Annotated in this window: 17 protein-coding genes and 1 pseudogene; 2 read left to right on the top strand and 16 right to left on the bottom strand. The window is 49.4% G+C overall.

Annotation, left to right across the window (positions count from 1 at the left end; all coding sequences use genetic code 11):
- From A3K90_RS00480 to A3K90_RS00415, 14 genes are all read right to left on the bottom strand, one after another.
- Positions 1-951, bottom strand: coding sequence for an AAA family ATPase (locus tag A3K90_RS00480; protein ID WP_303680653.1), 951 nt, complete (start codon positions 949-951; stop codon positions 1-3).
- Positions 951-2,432 (bottom strand): GNAT family N-acetyltransferase, encoded by a 1,482-nt coding sequence (locus A3K90_RS00475; protein WP_303680652.1) that lies wholly within the window; start codon positions 2,430-2,432, stop codon positions 951-953. The genes A3K90_RS00480 and A3K90_RS00475 overlap by 1 nt, the downstream gene beginning before the upstream one ends.
- 89 nt (positions 2,433-2,521) lie before the next feature.
- Positions 2,522-3,745, bottom strand: coding sequence for a restriction endonuclease subunit S (locus A3K90_RS00470; RefSeq protein ID WP_303680651.1), 1,224 nt, complete (start codon positions 3,743-3,745; stop codon positions 2,522-2,524).
- Positions 3,742-6,072 (bottom strand): AAA family ATPase, encoded by a 2,331-nt coding sequence (locus A3K90_RS00465; RefSeq protein WP_303680650.1) that lies wholly within the window; start codon positions 6,070-6,072, stop codon positions 3,742-3,744. The genes A3K90_RS00470 and A3K90_RS00465 overlap by 4 nt, the downstream gene beginning before the upstream one ends.
- Positions 6,056-7,588, bottom strand: a complete 1,533-nt coding sequence (locus A3K90_RS00460) for a class I SAM-dependent DNA methyltransferase (protein ID WP_303680649.1) — start codon at positions 7,586-7,588, stop codon at positions 6,056-6,058. The genes A3K90_RS00465 and A3K90_RS00460 overlap by 17 nt, the downstream gene beginning before the upstream one ends.
- A 107-nt stretch (positions 7,589-7,695) precedes the next feature.
- Entirely contained in the window at positions 7,696-9,219 is a 1,524-nt protein-coding gene (locus A3K90_RS00455) for an ATP-binding protein (RefSeq protein WP_131359068.1), read from the bottom strand.
- Positions 9,216-10,739 carry a class I SAM-dependent DNA methyltransferase gene (locus A3K90_RS00450; RefSeq protein ID WP_303680648.1) on the bottom strand — a complete coding sequence of 508 codons (1,524 nt, stop codon included), beginning with the start codon at positions 10,737-10,739 and terminating at the stop codon, positions 9,216-9,218. Before A3K90_RS00450 ends, A3K90_RS00455 begins: the two co-directional genes overlap by 4 nt.
- A 303-nt stretch (positions 10,740-11,042) precedes the next feature.
- The gene (locus tag A3K90_RS00445; protein ID WP_303680647.1) at positions 11,043-11,699 is read right to left on the bottom strand and encodes a DNA-binding protein; all 657 of its coding nucleotides are present in this window, start codon (positions 11,697-11,699) and stop codon (positions 11,043-11,045) included.
- Positions 11,656-12,150, bottom strand: coding sequence for a recombinase family protein (locus A3K90_RS00440; protein WP_131359077.1), 495 nt, complete (start codon positions 12,148-12,150; stop codon positions 11,656-11,658). Before A3K90_RS00440 ends, A3K90_RS00445 begins: the two co-directional genes overlap by 44 nt.
- Positions 12,151-12,450: a type II toxin-antitoxin system RelE/ParE family toxin gene (locus tag A3K90_RS00435; RefSeq protein WP_131359079.1), complete on the bottom strand. Its 300-nt coding sequence runs from the start codon at positions 12,448-12,450 to the stop codon at positions 12,151-12,153. It abuts the gene before it with no gap.
- A gap of 13 nt (positions 12,451-12,463) precedes the next feature.
- Positions 12,464-12,715 carry a type II toxin-antitoxin system ParD family antitoxin gene (locus A3K90_RS00430; RefSeq protein WP_131359082.1) on the bottom strand — a complete coding sequence of 84 codons (252 nt, stop codon included), beginning with the start codon at positions 12,713-12,715 and terminating at the stop codon, positions 12,464-12,466.
- Positions 12,716-12,933: 218 nt separating this feature from the next.
- A complete protein-coding gene (locus A3K90_RS00425) occupies positions 12,934-13,272 on the bottom strand; it encodes an SOS response-associated peptidase family protein (RefSeq protein ID WP_303680665.1) in 339 nt (112 codons plus the stop codon).
- 229 nt (positions 13,273-13,501) lie between these two features.
- The gene (locus A3K90_RS00420; RefSeq protein WP_011357592.1) at positions 13,502-13,750 is read right to left on the bottom strand and encodes a hypothetical protein; all 249 of its coding nucleotides are present in this window, start codon (positions 13,748-13,750) and stop codon (positions 13,502-13,504) included.
- A gap of 106 nt (positions 13,751-13,856) precedes the next feature.
- On the bottom strand, positions 13,857-14,087 hold the full coding sequence (locus A3K90_RS00415) for a hypothetical protein (protein ID WP_303680646.1): 231 nt from the start codon (positions 14,085-14,087) through the stop codon (positions 13,857-13,859).
- A gap of 100 nt (positions 14,088-14,187) precedes the next feature.
- Between A3K90_RS00415 and A3K90_RS00410 the strand changes: the two genes are divergently transcribed.
- Together A3K90_RS00410 and A3K90_RS00405 are read left to right on the top strand one after the other, a co-directional pair.
- Positions 14,188-14,577, top strand: a complete 390-nt coding sequence (locus tag A3K90_RS00410; protein WP_303680645.1) for a type II toxin-antitoxin system RelE/ParE family toxin — start codon at positions 14,188-14,190, stop codon at positions 14,575-14,577.
- Positions 14,561-14,863 carry a DNA-binding transcriptional regulator gene (locus A3K90_RS00405; protein WP_303680644.1) on the top strand — a complete coding sequence of 101 codons (303 nt, stop codon included), beginning with the start codon at positions 14,561-14,563 and terminating at the stop codon, positions 14,861-14,863. Before A3K90_RS00410 ends, A3K90_RS00405 begins: the two co-directional genes overlap by 17 nt.
- Positions 14,864-15,032: 169 nt before the next feature.
- Here A3K90_RS00405 and A3K90_RS10250 read toward each other — a convergent pair.
- A pseudogene (locus tag A3K90_RS10250) lies at positions 15,033-15,320 on the bottom strand (KilA-N domain-containing protein); the annotation flags it as partial.
- Between the two features lie 153 nt (positions 15,321-15,473).
- Positions 15,474-16,112: response regulator (locus tag A3K90_RS00395; RefSeq protein ID WP_303680642.1), on the bottom strand; the 639-nt coding region annotated here is incomplete at its 5' end.

Genomic DNA, 16,112 nt, shown 5'->3' with positions numbered 1-16,112 from the left:
TCACGACCTCCGACTGACTGATTTTGCGATTTTTGCCGGGCTGTCCGTATTCTCGATAATCTGTAACGGTATCCCGATGCTATCTGATACATGCCTGGCGTGCCGCTCCTCTGCGTACTGAAAAGCGGAAATAAATTCAGGATTCCACTCTCTCCCATCACGAATCTCCAATCGTCTTGTAATTTCTGCTGGATCACCCTTGAAAAGAATCAGATGGGTTAGATGCATTTTCTGAAAAACACTACAGTCTATCGGTTCAATATCCTCTTGACTATTAATCAACGTAAAGTGGCCATCAAGGAGAATTCGACAATGCCTCTTTTTTTCCAATGCAAGCTGCTCAACAAGCGCGTGCTGATTGTTTGAAACATTATCAACCCGCTTGTTTGTGTCTGTTCGACATCCATATACAGAGATCAAAGAACTGGCAGTCACACAATGATAGCCAAGAGGTTCAAAGGCCTTCCTGCATATGGTCGTTTTACCAACCCCATGAATCCCCCCGACGAAAATCAGTGATGATGGATTTGAAGGGACATCAGACAGCTTGTTAAAAATCTTTTCCGTATCGTCATCATTCAGGTAACAAAATGACTGGGGAGGAACCTTGCAGCTGGAAAGCGCCGCAAACTCAAGAGGCTCGGTCAATTCATAAACATTCCCCAACGCAAAGCAACTGGCACTCTTTCTGCCTGTGAAATAATCTCTGAAATATTTGCGGGTAATACCCGCCCCATAACCGGTATCACTCCATATCCTGCTTGGAGACCCATCAAGCCGACCGGCCACGTCAGCCACTGCAACGACCTTTTTCACTGGTTGTGTGCAGTAAAAAACCAAATGCGAAACGCTCTGGCTTGGCATCACCTTACGATACTCGAACACCTTGTCACCTGATAGAATCTTGGCCAAATGTTCATAATAAATTGAAATCAGTACAGCTTTACTCATTAACTATGATTCCTTACAAAGCAATGCAGATATTGTTCATGTGAAATTTTTCGGATACTCTGAATCGCCCCCCTGATACCAGCGCCAACGAGTGTGCCTTGATCAACAGGAGAAAAATCACGAATAAAACGAAACAGGATTACTAAGGTTTCTTTCTGAAGCCATTCCCTGATCTCCGCCTGTGAGTAAACCGTACGTTTAGACACCAAAGGCAACACCCTCTCAATATCCTGCCCGCGATAGGTCTGCTCAACGACCCCCATGCATTCGACACTTTTTCGATCATGGGTTCTATAAAAAAACAAGAGGTCACCAGTTTTTATCTGCGTTGTATTCGCGTGACAGATATATGCTTTTTTTATTGTGTTGGATTGCGGGTTATATAAACTGGCATCTTGTGAAAACAGACTACTGGCCAGATCGCTGGTATCGGCAAACAGGTCATTGTGATATTGGGGCTGTATCGGAATAATGAACTTGCCGACTTCAACCTTGTCCAGGTAATGAGGGTAATAGGTGACTGCATAGGTCAAAGGAGAGATGTCGGTCGGCACAGAATTTGGCTCTGACATTTTTTTCAGGTAAACATCGTCACGACCACGATATTTGCCCGCAAGCTCAAACCCATAATCCTGACAGAGGGATATCAGTAAGTCCTGTTCACTACCAAAAGTATGGAGATAGACATATGGGATATGATGCCCAACAGCATATTTGAATGCTGAAAACAGGAGGCGCTCACCGAGTTTACGGCCACGAACGCTCTCTCCAACCTTAAACGTGCACAACTTCAATGCAATGCCGTCCAATGGGGCACCATCATCTACGATTACCTCATGCTCTTCCTCCTTATAAATGCAAATAGCTTGCAGGGTTTCGCCATCACTGATGCACCAGGCTTTACGGTGTTCTTCAGCCGATCTCAAGTACCAATCGTTAAACTCATCAGGATAGCCCTCACGTAAAGAGTCAAAAAAAGGCTGACGAACATCAAACTCATGAAGGTATCGCTCTTCGATGCCAAAAGGCGGCGGATGTTCTATTGATGATTGTGACCGGAGAAAAGCCAGAAACTGTTCAAGGTGGTGTACTTGCTCCTGAACCTGAGCTGCCCTTGCTTTCCTATGGATGCCATTATCATCTGTGACGAGGAAGTGAACGGCTCCCCGGCACAAAGCATGGAGGAGCAGATTATCGATCCGGTCATTCTCACCGGTTTGTCGCCATCCATATTCTTGCAAAGATTCTTCAGATAGCGTAGGAGGTGAAGGAATCTCTTGATACTGGTTCAATCGCGACAGGACGATGTTTCGCCTGTTTTCATGCTGATCTCGACGAATATCCTCTTCCTGCGCTGGATGCACGAATAACACATGACCGTTCTGTTCAGATAGCCTGCGCATTTCCGCCAGAGAAGGATCGAGTGTCCGACCCGTATCCTCTAACGGAATCAGAATATTTGAGTCGATCAGAATATTCATCCTAACCAGTGAGTTCTTCGGCTACCATGTGCGAAAGTGCGCTACCGCAGATCATGCCGAGAGCCATTTGTTTTTCAGTGTTTTCGTAATTAAAGATGGAGCACCTCTTCATCTATTTTAGCCCCAACCAGGTTGTTTAAGAGAGCTACCAAGCATTTTTTTGCTTTGGCAACATGACTCCTTTGAAAATGCTTTCTAAGCTCCAAATCATTGAGCACCTTGACAATCTGTTTCTGCTCCTCAATCGGAGGCAGTGGAACCAGAACTTTTTTCAAGCTTCCTGCGCTAATATTGGTTTGGCTCACACCGGGAGTTGCATAGGCAAGAAGCCTTCTTTGGCCAAGATCAGAATTCAGATAATAATTAAGGAAATCTGGAAGAATTTTTTTTTGATCTGCTCTCAGGCGAATGAGATATGATGCAAACACAAAATCTCCGTCAAGATCAAAAATACCGACCTTCCCGACTAAATCGGCACTGTTCGTTCTATTGAAAAGAATGTCACTTTTATGAAGCTTGAATGAATTGAAATCTGCATCATCCAAATCAACGTATTTCAAATCGTTGGCAATGATCCGACCATCATCGTAATTCATCATCCGGAGAATTGGATACTGGCCAGATTCATTCAAAGGGATAGACAAACCGTATTGGCAAATCGATGTTATGTCTTTAACAGTAGCGAGACGCCAGTGTGCAGGTATTTCACCAAGCCTGGTGAGCTGGGTTAAATGCTGACCAATTCCCCTGACTGTTAGTCGATTCAACAAGGTTCTTTTTACCGACAACAGATTGATTTTACTCTGCTGGTGTTGGTTGAATGTCTCATCCGCAGTCCACAGAATCTCGGCAATGCGCATCTGTTCATCAAGCGGCGGCAGCGGGAATTCCTGCACTTGTAGCGTTTTCCAGTTGATCGTTGGGGAAAGCGAACCTACCGATATTTCGATAGTTCGTTCCATGAACATGTCTGACTGTAAAAAAAACGGCAAAAACTCTGGCAGAATCATTTTGGGCTTTGCACGAACAACCATGGCGTGGGCCGAGCAGATACCATCAAACTCAGCCACAGCAAGCTTGCGCTGATACGCCCGACGGCGACCGAAAATCACATCGCCTTTCTTGAACACCAGCTTCTGTCCGGTGACATCGGAAGGGTGACCCCACTGGCGGAGATGAATCGTGCTGGGATCGAGATGCTCCAGCCCGACATAGATGTCAGTCTTGGCATCAGCCGGGTCCACCCGCACTGCAACATTTTGTGCGATGTCACCGAACTTGACCATTATCCAGCCGGGTTTTAAGCCACTCATCTATGTCCTCCGGCGTGAATCACTTTCAGAGTTCTATCTACATAAGTTTTTAATTCTCTTGGTTCAGGTTCGTCCGCCACCTCACCAGTTCCACCATGATGAAAACGCTGGCTATAAGTATTGATATAACCCAGTTCCTCAGCCAAGGGCTGGCACAAAGATAGTGGTGTTCCCGCTTGAGCTTCTCGGATTTTCCGAATCATATCTCCTAGCCAGTCGTTTTCAGCCCATGCTTTAGGAAATTTGAGGCGAAGATACTCTTCCAATATGACACGAAGCGTATCGGCAACCTCTTTTAGATGATGAAGATAGCCCGCCGGGTTCACAGAATAATTGTGCAGGAGATGATAATTTTTCAAATAGGCTTGACTGGGTAGAAGAGGCAGAGTCCTAGCATCAAGTGTTGTCGAATCACTAAGAGGATTAAGGACAAAGGTTTTTGCCGTGGTGCCTGGGCGTTTCTCAACGGTTCTCGCAAATTCGAGATCATGTGAAAATACAAAGCACTGATTTGCAATTCCCGTAAGGTGATGAATTCTTTCAATCGTACACTGTCGCCGACTTCGATCCTGATTATGATATGGGTCATCAAACACCACGATTGAACGAGCCACATTGGCTGCCATTTCAACCTTTGCCAAGAAATAGGCGAGCGCCAATGCACTACGATCTCCGCCGCTCAATGTATTTGCCAATGAAACCTGTGAGGGGTCAGAGGCAGCTTCAGGTGTAGCTGATACCCTCTCTCCACAAACTTTAACTGCAAGTTGTCCAGATGGGGGACCACCTCTGAAATTCACTCCATCACTTACAATCTGAAAATCAGCCCCAAAACGTGTCAGCAACTCATTGATTCGACTACCATAACGCTCGAACAACTGGTTGGATTGCTCACGAAGTGCATCGTTGGCTCCTTGCTTTTCCCTTTGGGCCGTTGATTTCTGGATGGCAGCAGCATCGTATTCTAAGTAAGCAGTTACAGTTTCTGACTCATGTCTTTTCTTGCTGTTATTTAAGGTAGACACTCTTTGCTGCAATGGGGCCAGATCGATTTCTCCGGCGCTGGCTTGACGAACTTGCAGCTCAGCATTTATAGTACTTAATGCTTCATTGTAGGCTCTCAGTTTGGCAACCGTCCCCCTCCAAGAAGTAATTTCGGTAGACTCTTCAACAGTCAGGGTTATTTCGCTTCCCGGACTTGCCTGCTTTCGTTTCAACGCAGAATCTATCGCCAGACAAGCTCCTTGTAGTAAAGCCAGTATGGTGTCGATATCGCCGATTTCTGGCAAAGAGAATTCATACCCAGCTACATCCTTCCACCAATCTTGCTCTGTGCCGTGAGAGATGAAAATCTGCCTAAACTGATTTTGTGCAGCTTCACCAAATGCTCTCTGCAAAGCTGACTGTACCGACTCCCGAAGCTGATCCTGAGCTTGTAGCTCGCCGGAGAAGAACAAGCGATATGAATCCAGAATGTCCAGACCCTGCATATCCTGCCCACAGTGGGGGCACGTCGTACTGATTTGTGAATCGAAACCTTGTTTAATCCAGCTTATTGAAAGCCCTTGAGATGTAGCCGCGAGATGATTCCTGATTTTTTCTTCCGCAGCTAGAGAGGCACTATCGAGTGTTGAGTTCAACACCCTATCCAATGACTCGGGAACCTCCGCTATCGGCAATGTGGCCAGCGGCCTGCGAGCCTGAATAGCATCTGCCTTTGTTTTTGCTTGTTCAGCTAATCGTAATTCGCGGGTTGCTTCCGCGATTTTCGTATCAACATCGTCTACTGCCGCCTGCCTTCTAAACGATTCTATAGTGGAACCGACGGGAATTAGCCTGTTGAGGTTTGCCTGTGCAGTATTTAACGCAGTGGTAGCACTGCTTAGTTGTTGTTCGGCGTTATCAACCGCCTGCTGCAAAACAATGGCTTGATCCCCGATTACTATTCCATAAAGGTTACGGCGTTGATCGACGCTTATGTGATGACCGATAAAAACATTCTCCGCCACAAACCTGTCATCATAGACATGAATTGGCTGACAATTTTCACGCCCATACCATTGAGCACCTTGGAATCGGATTGTTTGCCCCCCGTCCATCAAAACAACGACCTCTGGTTGGTCATTTGAACCAAGTCTCTTTCTACCAATCACATAGCTTGGATTTCCTGTGTCAATAGATCGGAAAACGTCGCACAGGGTACTTTTTCCGCAAGCATTGCTCCCATAGATTACATTCAAACTGGCGAAATCACCTTCTGCTCCTCGCACGGGATTAAGCTGGGCAAAACGACCAACTCCTTTTAGAACATTAATTCGCTTGATCATCTTGGTATTCTTTCAACATTGATAACATTTCGTCCATAGATTCTCGCAATGCCTTTGAGCTATCCTGCCAGTTATCAATCGCCTTTTGCAGGGAATTCTGTCCATACCGATCCGAATCCTCCAATACCGACATCGCTCGGTTGGTCATTGCCCGGACATACAGCGGAATACTGAGGTTGCAACCTTTTTCCCTGATCTCAGCATTGCCGACCACACGAGCAAAGCCATCCTCATCGGTGAAGGCCTGATATGCACCAACGATCCGCTGGATGTGGTCATCAGTAAGAAAACTCTGTGCCCGTTCACGGGTCACCTCATTCACCGCGTTGATGAACAGCACCTTGTTCCTGCGTTCTTTGGGCTTATCCATCCGGCAAATGACTACACAGGCTTCCATCGGCGAGTTGTAGAACAGATTCGGCCCCAGGCCCAGCACACATTCCACCACGTCGTGAGCAATCAGCTTTTCGCGCATCGACAGCTCCTCTTTCCGGAAGAGGACTCCGTGCGGAAAGAGAATCGCACAACGACCAGAACGGGCTTTCATGCTTGCAATGATGTGCTGCCAGAAAGCATAATCTGCACGACCCTGTGGCGGAGTACCGTAGATATTCCGCCCCCAGGGATCGGATGCCCACGACTCGCGATCCCACTGCTTGATCGAGTACGGCGGATTGGCAAGGACAACATCGAACTTCATTAAGTGGTCACCTTCGACAAACGCCGGATAGGCAAGGGTGTCTCCCCGGACAATGCGAAAATCCTCGATGCCATGCAGGAAGAGGTTCATTCGTCCAATGGCCGAGGTGAGCAGATTGCGTTCCTGCCCAAACAGTCGGAGATTTCGCCACTCTTTAGCCTGCCGTTTCAGGTGAGCAACCACAGAGAGCAGCATACCCGCCGAACCACATGTCGGATCGTAAATCGATTCGCCCGGTATTGGCTCGAGCAGTTCGGTCATGAGGTGCACCACGGTGCGGTTAGTGTAGAACTCCGCAGCGGTGTGACCTGAATCGTCAGCAAACTTCTTGATCAGAAACTCGTAGCCGATCCCGAGTTCATCTTCCGGGCAGTTTGAAAGCGAAAGCGTTTTCGTGCTGAAGTGTTCGATCAACTCCCGCAACATATGGTCAGGCAAGCGATCTTTGTTGGTCCACTGGGCATCGCCGAAAACACCGAACAAGGTGTCGGGATTTGCCTTTTCGATGTCTCGAAGGGCGTCCTGAATCGCCTTGCCCACATTCCTGACTTTGGTTCGGGTGACATTCCAATGTGCCTCCTCCGGAATCTGAAACCGGTGCTGCTCGGGCAACGCGGCGTATTCCTGATCGCCATCTGATTCCTCAAGAGCCTCGTCCAGCTCCTCATCGTACACGTCACACAAACGTTTGTAGAACAGCAACGGGAAAATGAACTGCTTGTAATCCCCGGCATCGATGTAGCCGCGCAACAGGATGGCCGCACCCCAGAGGTAGGATTCGAGTTCAGATTGGGAAATGTGACTCTTCTTCTTCATCGATAAGGTTTAAACATCCTCATATTTCAACGATTATCGGACGATTATCGAAAAATAGTCGGACGATTATCGGACGTTTTTTTACAATTCCAGACTACTCCTGACCATTACGGTTTAAGGATATAATGGCGTCCCCGTCCTTCTCCTTCAGGTTCTATCAAGCCAAAGGCAACAAGCTCTCTGACATCTCTGAAAGCCGTGTCTTTGGCGACCCCGAGGGTTTTGGTAATCCAGCCGGTGGTAACGGAGCCGCTTCTTACGATTTCGGCCAGTATCGCGCTCTGCCGTTCATTCAGCTTTTCAGCGACAGCAGGACTGATGCCTCCGGTGATGTTTTCAGGCAACAGTATCCGCTCCATATTTTCTCCTGGACCGATCAATGTTACCACGACCTCGTTATCGGCTATTGCAATAAGCGGGGCATCAAGGCCGTGGTTCAGCATGGAATCACGCATACGGGTAATACCGGTGCCTCGCTCTTCCATTCGACCAAGAAAAACCAGTCCTTGTGCGATATTCGGGTTTCGCGATTGTGACCGGGCTTTTCCTGAACGAAGTTTTGCAAGACTCAGATTTCCCGGAAGAGCACCCGGACTGATAATTTCGATTCTGTCCCTGAACAGATCAACAGTTACTCTTCTGCCTGCGTCTTCATAGTCGCGATGGGCAAAAGCATTTACAAGTGCCTCGCGCAAGGCGGCCTCGGGATATTCATTCACTTCGATTCTCTGCAAACCGGCGATGCGCAACGGATGTCTCGTGTTTTTTCGGATAAAGGCGACCACCTCATCAATGGCTTCTGACAACGGTTTTCTGATAGTAGCATGATCAGAAGGGGTGGCTGTACGAACACTCCCAGCGTATGCGGCTACCTGAATGCGGGCATGGGCGAAATACTTTGATGGATCAGGCGCAAGAAGCATGATCCCGGCTGCTGTCGCTAAATATCGTTTGTCCTCATCTTTCCACAAGTAACCTCGTTCCCAGAGCGTATGCATCACCTCATCACTGTTTATGCTCCCGGCAGGAAGGTTTTCCGAACTTGCAACCATACGAACAGCAATAGAGGTATCAATGCCGCTCCAGGGAAGTACCTCAAGGCGTTGACGCTCAAACAGAGATGCGATATGAATTGTTTTATGGGCTGATGTATTCTGATCGCTTGTAGGCTCTATGTCGTAGGAGTCCTTGATGTAACGAACCAGTCGTTTCCGGACTTTTTCCTGCAGTTCTTCCGTGCTTTCAAATCGCTCGTAGGTATGACCGTCCCTTTTGATTTCTTCTATGAATGCGTTGGTTTCCGGCGATCGGGCAAGATCATTGGTACCTTTGATTGCAACAAGTGTTGGTAACGGCAGTGTTCTGGAGAGACGGTATTCATGGTGAGTTGCAGAGAGCCCATCGATCAACCTGCCGTACTCTTTCCACACAACTCCCACATACACATGACAGGTTTTCAGTAACGCAAGGTAAGCCTGTGGGTCAGGATATAGTGTCGTTGGCTCGTCTTCGAATAAAACCGGAACACAATGCAGGGAAAGAAACGGATCAGTAGAAAGAAGAATCTGCAACGCAAGCCGCTCATCTCCGAGTTCTTTCTGAACAGAGCTGATAAAGACCTTTATTCTCATGACAGCAAACCCTCCCTTATCAGCAGCTCCTTCAACCGGTCTTCGGCCGCATAAGCGGCCTGTAGTGACTGCTTGAGGTTCTCGACTGCTTCATCTACAGTCATTGACTCTTCCTCTATCACCGGTTCCACGTATCGAGGGATGTTCAGATTGAAATCGTTTTCCCGGATTTCATCAAGCGTAACCACTCTGCAAGCACCTTCGACATCCCGATACTCTTGATACCAACGATGGATGCGCTCGACATGCTCAGGCAAGAGTTCATTCTGGGCACGACCGGTCTTGAACTCCTTCGATGCGTTAATAAACAGCACCTTCTTACGATGCTCTGTCGGTTTGATGTCACGAAAAACAAGCAAGCAAGGGGCGAGACCTGTGCCATAGAATATGTTCTGCCCGAGACCTATCACCGCTTCGAGAATATCCATTTCGAGAAGCTTGCGACGGATTTCGCCTTCCTTTGACATCCGGAACAAAACGCCATGAGGAAGCACAACTGCCATACGTCCTGTTCTGAATGCCATAGAACTGACCATGTGCTGCACCCAGGCATAGTCACCCGATTTGGCTGGTGGCAAACCAGCAAAATTCCGCCCATAAGGATCATTGAGCCAGACATCTTCTCCCCATTTTTCAAGGGAAAACGGAGGATTGGCGATAACGCAGTCGAAAGCTGCAAGGTTGTCACCAGAATAAAAAGCAGGCGAGCGCAAGGTATCCCCACGCTCGATATGAAAATCCTCTGCGCCATGCAAAAAGAGGTTCATGCGGGCGATAGAAGAGGTTGTCAGATTCTTCTCCTGCCCGAAGAGTTTCCCCAACATGAGATTCAAATCGCCATCATGCTCTTTGACGTAATGGAGGGCTTCGAGAAGCATACCTCCCGTTCCGCAGGCCGGGTCATAGATTGTCTCACCAGTTTGCGGCGCAAGGATGCGAACCATCAGCGTAACTACAAAACGTGGGGTGTAGAACTCACCTGCTTTCTTGTTGGTCAGATCGGCAAATTTCTTGATCAGGTATTCATAAGCCTGGCCAAGGATGTCCGCCTTGCAGTGCTCATTGCCAAGATCAAGCGAAGAGAAATGTTCAATCAGGTCTTTAAGCAGTGCGTCGGAGAGACGCTCCTTGTTTGTCCACTGGGCATCACCGAAAATGCCATGAAGTGAGTCGGGGTTGGCCTGCTCGATGCACCGCATGGCCTTCTGAAGAGCATGGCCGATATTAGCGCTCCGTTCTCGAACTTCCTCCCAATGACAGGCATCCGGAATCTGAAAACGATGGTTCTCGGGAAATTGGGCGAATTCCACATCACCTGCGGACTCGTCAAAAGCGGCAGCAAACTCCTCGTCATAAACATCGGAGAGTCGCTTGAAAAAGAGTAATGGAAAAATGTAGGTCTTGAAATCTGCGGCATCGACAGGCCCTCGCAGGATATTGGCAGCCTCCCACAAATGACTTGAAAGGCTTCCGATATCCAGTACTGTCAGAGTTCTATTGACGCCGTTCTTTGATTTCATAAAGCATAATCTTCTCTTGTCTTAACCTGGAGTTTCCATCCCCTTTACGATGCACGGAATGGCCTGCCTTTCCAATAGAATAAGTAGGGTAATTGTAATTATACGAATACTTTGCGCTATTTCTTAACGTTTGAAGTCGATTTCAGCCCTCCAACATCGAGAATAGCAATGCCGTACTTACAGCCCGGCAAAGCTGTTACAATTATCAACTCGCTGCGACTTCATCTTCCGAATCCGACATATGCCAAAGCAATATTTAAAAGAGTATTTTCAAGAATCCGGGCAACTTTTTTATCTATGTTTTCACCGCTTCAACGCCGCCATCAGCTCCCTGTTCTGGGCCGTGATTGCCTCAAGCTGCCCGACAAGGCCTGCAGCATGCTCACGCGCTGCTGCGGCTTCCTGCTGCGCTTTATCCAGTGCCGTCTTGCTCTCCTGCTTCATATTCTCCAGCTCGGCAAGAACCGTTTCCAGCCTCCTGGCTGCATCCTGCTGCCGTTCAGCGGCAACTGAAGCATAAGCTTCCGCTCTGGCCTGAACCTGAGCCAGCTCAGAACGGAGAGAATCCAACGCCTCCCGTGCAGTATGGAGTTCCGTCATTGCATTTGCGGCTTCGTAATCGCGCTGCTGCTTGGCCGCCGGCAGTTCTGCCAGCTCGGATGCCTGCCGCTCCCGAATCTGCTCTCCTGCCCGCACCTGTTCAAGAGCTTCCGCCAGCTGCTGTCGGACAGCTTCGAGTTCCTGAGCCTGGACCTCGTAAGCTTCGGAAACCTCATTCCGAAGCTCTTCTGCTTCAGCCCGCTCGGTCACCCATGCAGCCTGGGCTGCATTGAGGGACTCATTCGAGATAGCCTGCGCCTCCTGCCAGACTTCTGCCAGCAAACCTTTAAACACCTCCTGAATTCTTGCCGGAACTTCAACGGGCGGTGCTCCAGAAGAGGCTATCTGCTTTGGAGTCATTCGGAGAAATCTTCGGTCGTCCGCCCTTCTTGCCTCTTGCCCGTGCCGCTTTCAGACCGGCCTGGGTTCTTTCCTGAATCAACCGCCGCTCGAACTGTGCAAGTGTGGCGAAGATATTGAAGACCATTTCGCTAGAGGCGGTGGTGGTATCGATGCCGCCGTCACTGATCGAACGGAAGCCCACTCCCCTGCCTTTCAATTCATCGACGATCTCGATGAGGTGTTTCAGGGAGCGGCCGAGGCGATCGAGTCGCCAGATGATGAGAGTGTCCCCTGCTTGTAGTTCCGTCATGCAGGCAGCAAGACCTGGCCGATCCGTTTTTGTTCCACTGACCTTATCGATGAAAATGAGTTTGTCGGAGATGCCGGCATGTTTGAGGGCATCGAGTTGCAGGTTGAGTTCCTGGCCGGAGGTCGAGACCCTGGCATAGCCGATGAGTCGCACTGCCATCTATTCCTGAGGATTGAGTTGCTCATCGATATCTCTCGATGCATGTAAGACCCGGACAACTTCTATCCCGCCCGGGATGATTAGGTAAAAAATGATATAGCGGCCGACCGGAAAACTGCACAGGCCCTGCAGAAGCTCATTGCGAGATCTTCCGATATGGGGTGACCGTGCCAATTCATGGAATTTCCTGTCGATGGAGTCGATAAACGTGTCGGCACGATTCAAACTGTCTTCAGCGATGTAACTCCATATTTCGGCAAGATCGTCGAAAGCGAGCGGTCGGGTCCTGATGATTGGCATGGGGGGCTCCTGCTTATTTCTTACTCCGCTTTCTTCCCGCATTTTTGATCACATCAGGATTCCAGACCGTTGCTGCGCCGCTCTCAATCCCCGATTGAATCTCCTGCCTCAGAAGATCGGTCCTTGCCTTCCGGATCGAATCCTGTTCATCCATGAGGCGCAACGCTTCACGGATGACCTCACTCGCCGATGTGTATAAGCCCGAGTTAACCTTTTCCCGTACCATTTTTTCGAGGTATGGAGTCAAGTTGACGTTCATTGGCATGGCGTTCTCCTTGATTTCATGAATAGCTACTCCCTGGAGGCATTGTCAATTTATGACAATTATTGCCAACAATAAATTCCTTTTGCGCCAGCATCTCACAAACACTCCACTATGACGACTTTACAAGTCAATGATTAGCGTGACGCTTTTATAAGACAGAATGGAGCCGGAAAAAGGGGCTTTTGATCCCCCTTCCCTACTGTCTCAAAAAACGACCATTATATGAGATGGCAGGAACACAGGGATATATCGTCTTTCACATATTTTTCATTCAGCCCTCTTGATGCATTCATAGCCCTGATATCGCGGGTTGTTGACCTTCGTTGACACCGGATAGAGTTCAAGGCTCCGTTAGAAGGAGGCTGAAGCAGTTTCAAGGCACCCGGAGTTCCGGCTCCAAGCCACTCCCTCCACTGCCCGGGACCAAGGATGACCGGCATCCGGTCATGCACGGCCTTCATTTCCCTGTTCGCTGCTGTGGTGATGATGTTGCATGAGTGCACCGCCGCAGACCAGTCCGGCGGCTGCCATATGTCCCACAAGCCCGCAAACGCCATCGGGTTCCCGTCCTTCCTCCGGATGCAGGAACCTAAAAGTAGGATAATGCGTACACGAGGTAATGAAGTCACACCCAGATATTCCAGCAACAGCCTGTCTCTGGCGACTGACTCGGTAGACCAGCGGCAGCTGCCCATGGCAGTCTGCACGTGCGTTGTCTCAATGCAGTCGAACCAGTCCAGAATCTCTGCAAGTGAACGCTCTGCATGCCATTTGTCCAGTTTCTTTTTACTGCGACAGACGCGCCTTGGTCTTTCCGTTTCCGCTCTTCCGAAGCCCTTGGCGCAGTTCCTTGATCTTCTTCGTCAGGAAGCAATGATACCCCAAGGAGACAAACTGCGCGAACTGCCGTCGCCGCAAGTTGTCGGTATACCATGTGCGTGACATTGATCCGTCAAGGCCACCCTTCTGCACGGCAAAAAGCTCCTCTATCTTTTCGCGCCGCCGGTAATCCTCCAGTGCCGTGAAGGTGTCCATCGCCTGATTGCTGACGAGCGCGAAATAGCCGAAGTATCGCTTTGCTTCGAGTATGGCTTTGTCGTTGAAGCTGACCTTCAGCTGTCCGCCACGCCCCCTTTTTTGATCAAGGAGCGCTCAAGGAAAAGCACTTGAGCCGCTTCAGGGTATTCTCGATGGAGATGACGTCGGGAAGATTGCCCGGTTGCTTGGCGACTGCCAGGGGCTCACGATCCTTTAAGGAATACAGTGTCAGCAGCTTGATGGTGTTCAGTCCGTCGCCGTCCTTGTTGAACCCTCGCCGCGCTTCCGACTGGCTCAAGGAGTAGGTCGATATCGTGGTCGAATGGAACGCCATCGCCGAGCACGGACTTGAATACATCCATACCGGGCAGCCAAGCACTTGAAAATCCCGCCGAAACTTTTTTTCTGTACCACTTGGTGATATATTAGACCAAATGAGAGTTTTCTTAAATAAGTGGTTCTGCCGTTGGACGAAGGACGAACGGGTCCCAGCTGCGACAATATGGGCAGTTGCAGAAGAGGTGGTTGCAGGAAATGTGGAAGCTGACCTTGGCGGCCTACTCTTCAAGAAGCGTATCCCCAGACAAGGCGAGGGAAAAAGGTCCGGATACCGGGTTCTCGTTGGCTTCCAAAAGCAGGGCAGTAACCGGGTGGTATTTCTTTATGCCTTCAGCAAGAACCAACAGGCAAACATAACCACCAAAGAGAGAAAAGCCCTCCAACTCGTCGCACAGGCATTCCTGGAAGCCACAAACGATCAACTTGGGCAGTTATTATTGAAGAAAGAGTATACGGAGATATTTGAGAATGAGCGAGATTCTTGACATAGCACTTGATATGGCAAAAGGCCTGTTTGAGGTCGGGGCGATGGATGAAGTCACCTTACGCGAAGTGGAAGCCCTCGGCCTTCCAAAGAAAAAGGCATTCAAGCCAGAAGAGATTCGGGAGATCAGAATCTCCAATCACGTAAGCCAGGCGGCCTTCGCGGCTATTATCGGCGTGGGGAAAACGACCGTTCAGCAATGGGAACAGGGACAAAAACATCCCGGCGGTGCCGCAAAACGGCTTCTGGATGTGATCAGTCGAAAAGGTATCGGTGTTCTTGCCTGAATGGAGAAAACACTTCATCCAATCCCCATGAAACCCCGGTCACGCTATAACGCCCTGTTCCGGTCCAGGGCGCTACAGCTGATTCCGGCACAACACGCCAACGGCCTGAGTATTCTGTTGTAAGTGTACTCAACCCGGTACCCCACCGAAATGACCACATCGAGATTGTAGACGTTGCCGAAATCCATTGCTGTGGAGAGAGGGTAAATGCATTTGCCCCTGCTTCATGGACAAAGGAGTCGAATTCGACCCCTTTAAAATCAGGATTATTAAGGCGCTCCCAGATTCCAAGGAATTCAATGGTATTGCGATTACCAAGCCAGTTTCGAACGAGATCATCGCTTCTGTCCCGGTTCTTGTAACGTGCTATATCGGTTAGGGAGATATAGTCTTCTTTTTGGCTGGTTTGAACTGATATCTCCGTACTCAAAACCTCTATCTTTGAATTTTTCGCCATGATAGATCATCAAGAGCACCACAACAACCGGCCGGCCTTCAGGTTAATACTTTAGCTCTTCTGACAGGACATAAGCTGTCCTATGCTATGCACGTAACAATCTATCAGAAGCACACTCATTAAGCCGCTGCCAGTCAGTCCATGCCCCCTTCTTCATCGGGGGGTGGGGTATGGCTGAGGGTCCAGGGATCGCCGGACCAGGCTGATAAAATCTTTGATGCTGAAGGGTTTGCGGATGAAGTTCACTCCTTCCTGCAGCGACTGATGGTGATCAAGGCTTTCAGGTGCGTAGCCGGACATGAACAGGCATTGAAGGTCGGGATCGGCCTCCTGCATAATCTCATAGAGTCGAGGGCCGTTCATGCCCGGCAACACCACATCAGTAAGAAGCAGGTTGATGCCCTGCGGGTCCAGCTTGAGGGCGCTTTCGCCATCCGGAGCCGAGCGCACCCGGTATCCTATTTTTTCAAGTATCGTCTGGACGAGATGCAGAATATCCGGCTCGTCTTCAACAATGAGGATGACCTTGCTATCCTCTACGGCCGGCTCACTCCATTCATCATCGGCGGGTGTTGCCGCCACGGCGGGATCACCGTACAGGGGGAAGGACACGGTAAAGGTTGTTCCATTGCCCGGTTCGCTGCTGCATGCAACATGGCCGTTGTGCTGCTTCACGATCCCGTAGACGGTTGAGAGCCCGAGACCGGTCCCCTTTCCTACCTCTTTGGTGGTAAAGAACGGCTCGAAAATATGCGGAAGATGACGCTCATTGATGCCGATTCCGGTATCTGG

Source organism: Pelodictyon luteolum (assembly GCF_001622165.1).
GTDB classification, from domain to species: Bacteria; Bacteroidota; Chlorobiia; order Chlorobiales; family Chlorobiaceae; genus Chlorobium; species Chlorobium luteolum_B.
The sequence above is the reverse complement of the archived record's forward strand: the minus strand, read 5'-3'. Positions and strand labels throughout refer to the sequence as shown.

Excerpts from the sequence above, each read along its gene's own strand:
- A3K90_RS00420 (WP_011357592.1), bottom strand. The coding sequence starts at position 13,750 with ATGGACACCTTCACGGCACTGGAGGATTACCGGCGGCGCGAAAAGATA.
- A3K90_RS00460 (WP_303680649.1), bottom strand. The coding sequence starts at position 7,588 with ATGAAGAAGAAGAGTCACATTTCCCAATCTGAACTCGAATCCTACCTC.
- A3K90_RS00430 (WP_131359082.1), bottom strand. The coding sequence starts at position 12,715 with ATGCCAATGAACGTCAACTTGACTCCATACCTCGAAAAAATGGTACGG.
- A3K90_RS00465 (WP_303680650.1), bottom strand. The coding sequence starts at position 6,072 with ATGATCAAGCGAATTAATGTTCTAAAAGGAGTTGGTCGTTTTGCCCAG.
- A3K90_RS00440 (WP_131359077.1), bottom strand. The coding sequence starts at position 12,150 with ATGGCAGTGCGACTCATCGGCTATGCCAGGGTCTCGACCTCCGGCCAG.
- A3K90_RS00405 (WP_303680644.1), top strand. The coding sequence starts at position 14,561 with ATGAGCGAGATTCTTGACATAGCACTTGATATGGCAAAAGGCCTGTTT.
- A3K90_RS00445 (WP_303680647.1), bottom strand. The coding sequence starts at position 11,699 with ATGACTCCAAAGCAGATAGCCTCTTCTGGAGCACCGCCCGTTGAAGTT.
- A3K90_RS00480 (WP_303680653.1), bottom strand. The coding sequence starts at position 951 with ATGAGTAAAGCTGTACTGATTTCAATTTATTATGAACATTTGGCCAAG.
- A3K90_RS00415 (WP_303680646.1), bottom strand. The coding sequence starts at position 14,087 with ATGGCGTTCCATTCGACCACGATATCGACCTACTCCTTGAGCCAGTCG.
- A3K90_RS00425 (WP_303680665.1), bottom strand. The coding sequence starts at position 13,272 with ATGGCGTTTGCGGGCTTGTGGGACATATGGCAGCCGCCGGACTGGTCT.
- A3K90_RS00470 (WP_303680651.1), bottom strand. The coding sequence starts at position 3,745 with ATGAGTGGCTTAAAACCCGGCTGGATAATGGTCAAGTTCGGTGACATC.
- A3K90_RS00435 (WP_131359079.1), bottom strand. The coding sequence starts at position 12,450 with ATGCCAATCATCAGGACCCGACCGCTCGCTTTCGACGATCTTGCCGAA.
- A3K90_RS00450 (WP_303680648.1), bottom strand. The coding sequence starts at position 10,739 with ATGAAATCAAAGAACGGCGTCAATAGAACTCTGACAGTACTGGATATC.
- A3K90_RS00455 (WP_131359068.1), bottom strand. The coding sequence starts at position 9,219 with ATGAGAATAAAGGTCTTTATCAGCTCTGTTCAGAAAGAACTCGGAGAT.
- A3K90_RS00410 (WP_303680645.1), top strand. The coding sequence starts at position 14,188 with ATGAGAGTTTTCTTAAATAAGTGGTTCTGCCGTTGGACGAAGGACGAA.
- A3K90_RS00475 (WP_303680652.1), bottom strand. The coding sequence starts at position 2,432 with ATGAATATTCTGATCGACTCAAATATTCTGATTCCGTTAGAGGATACG.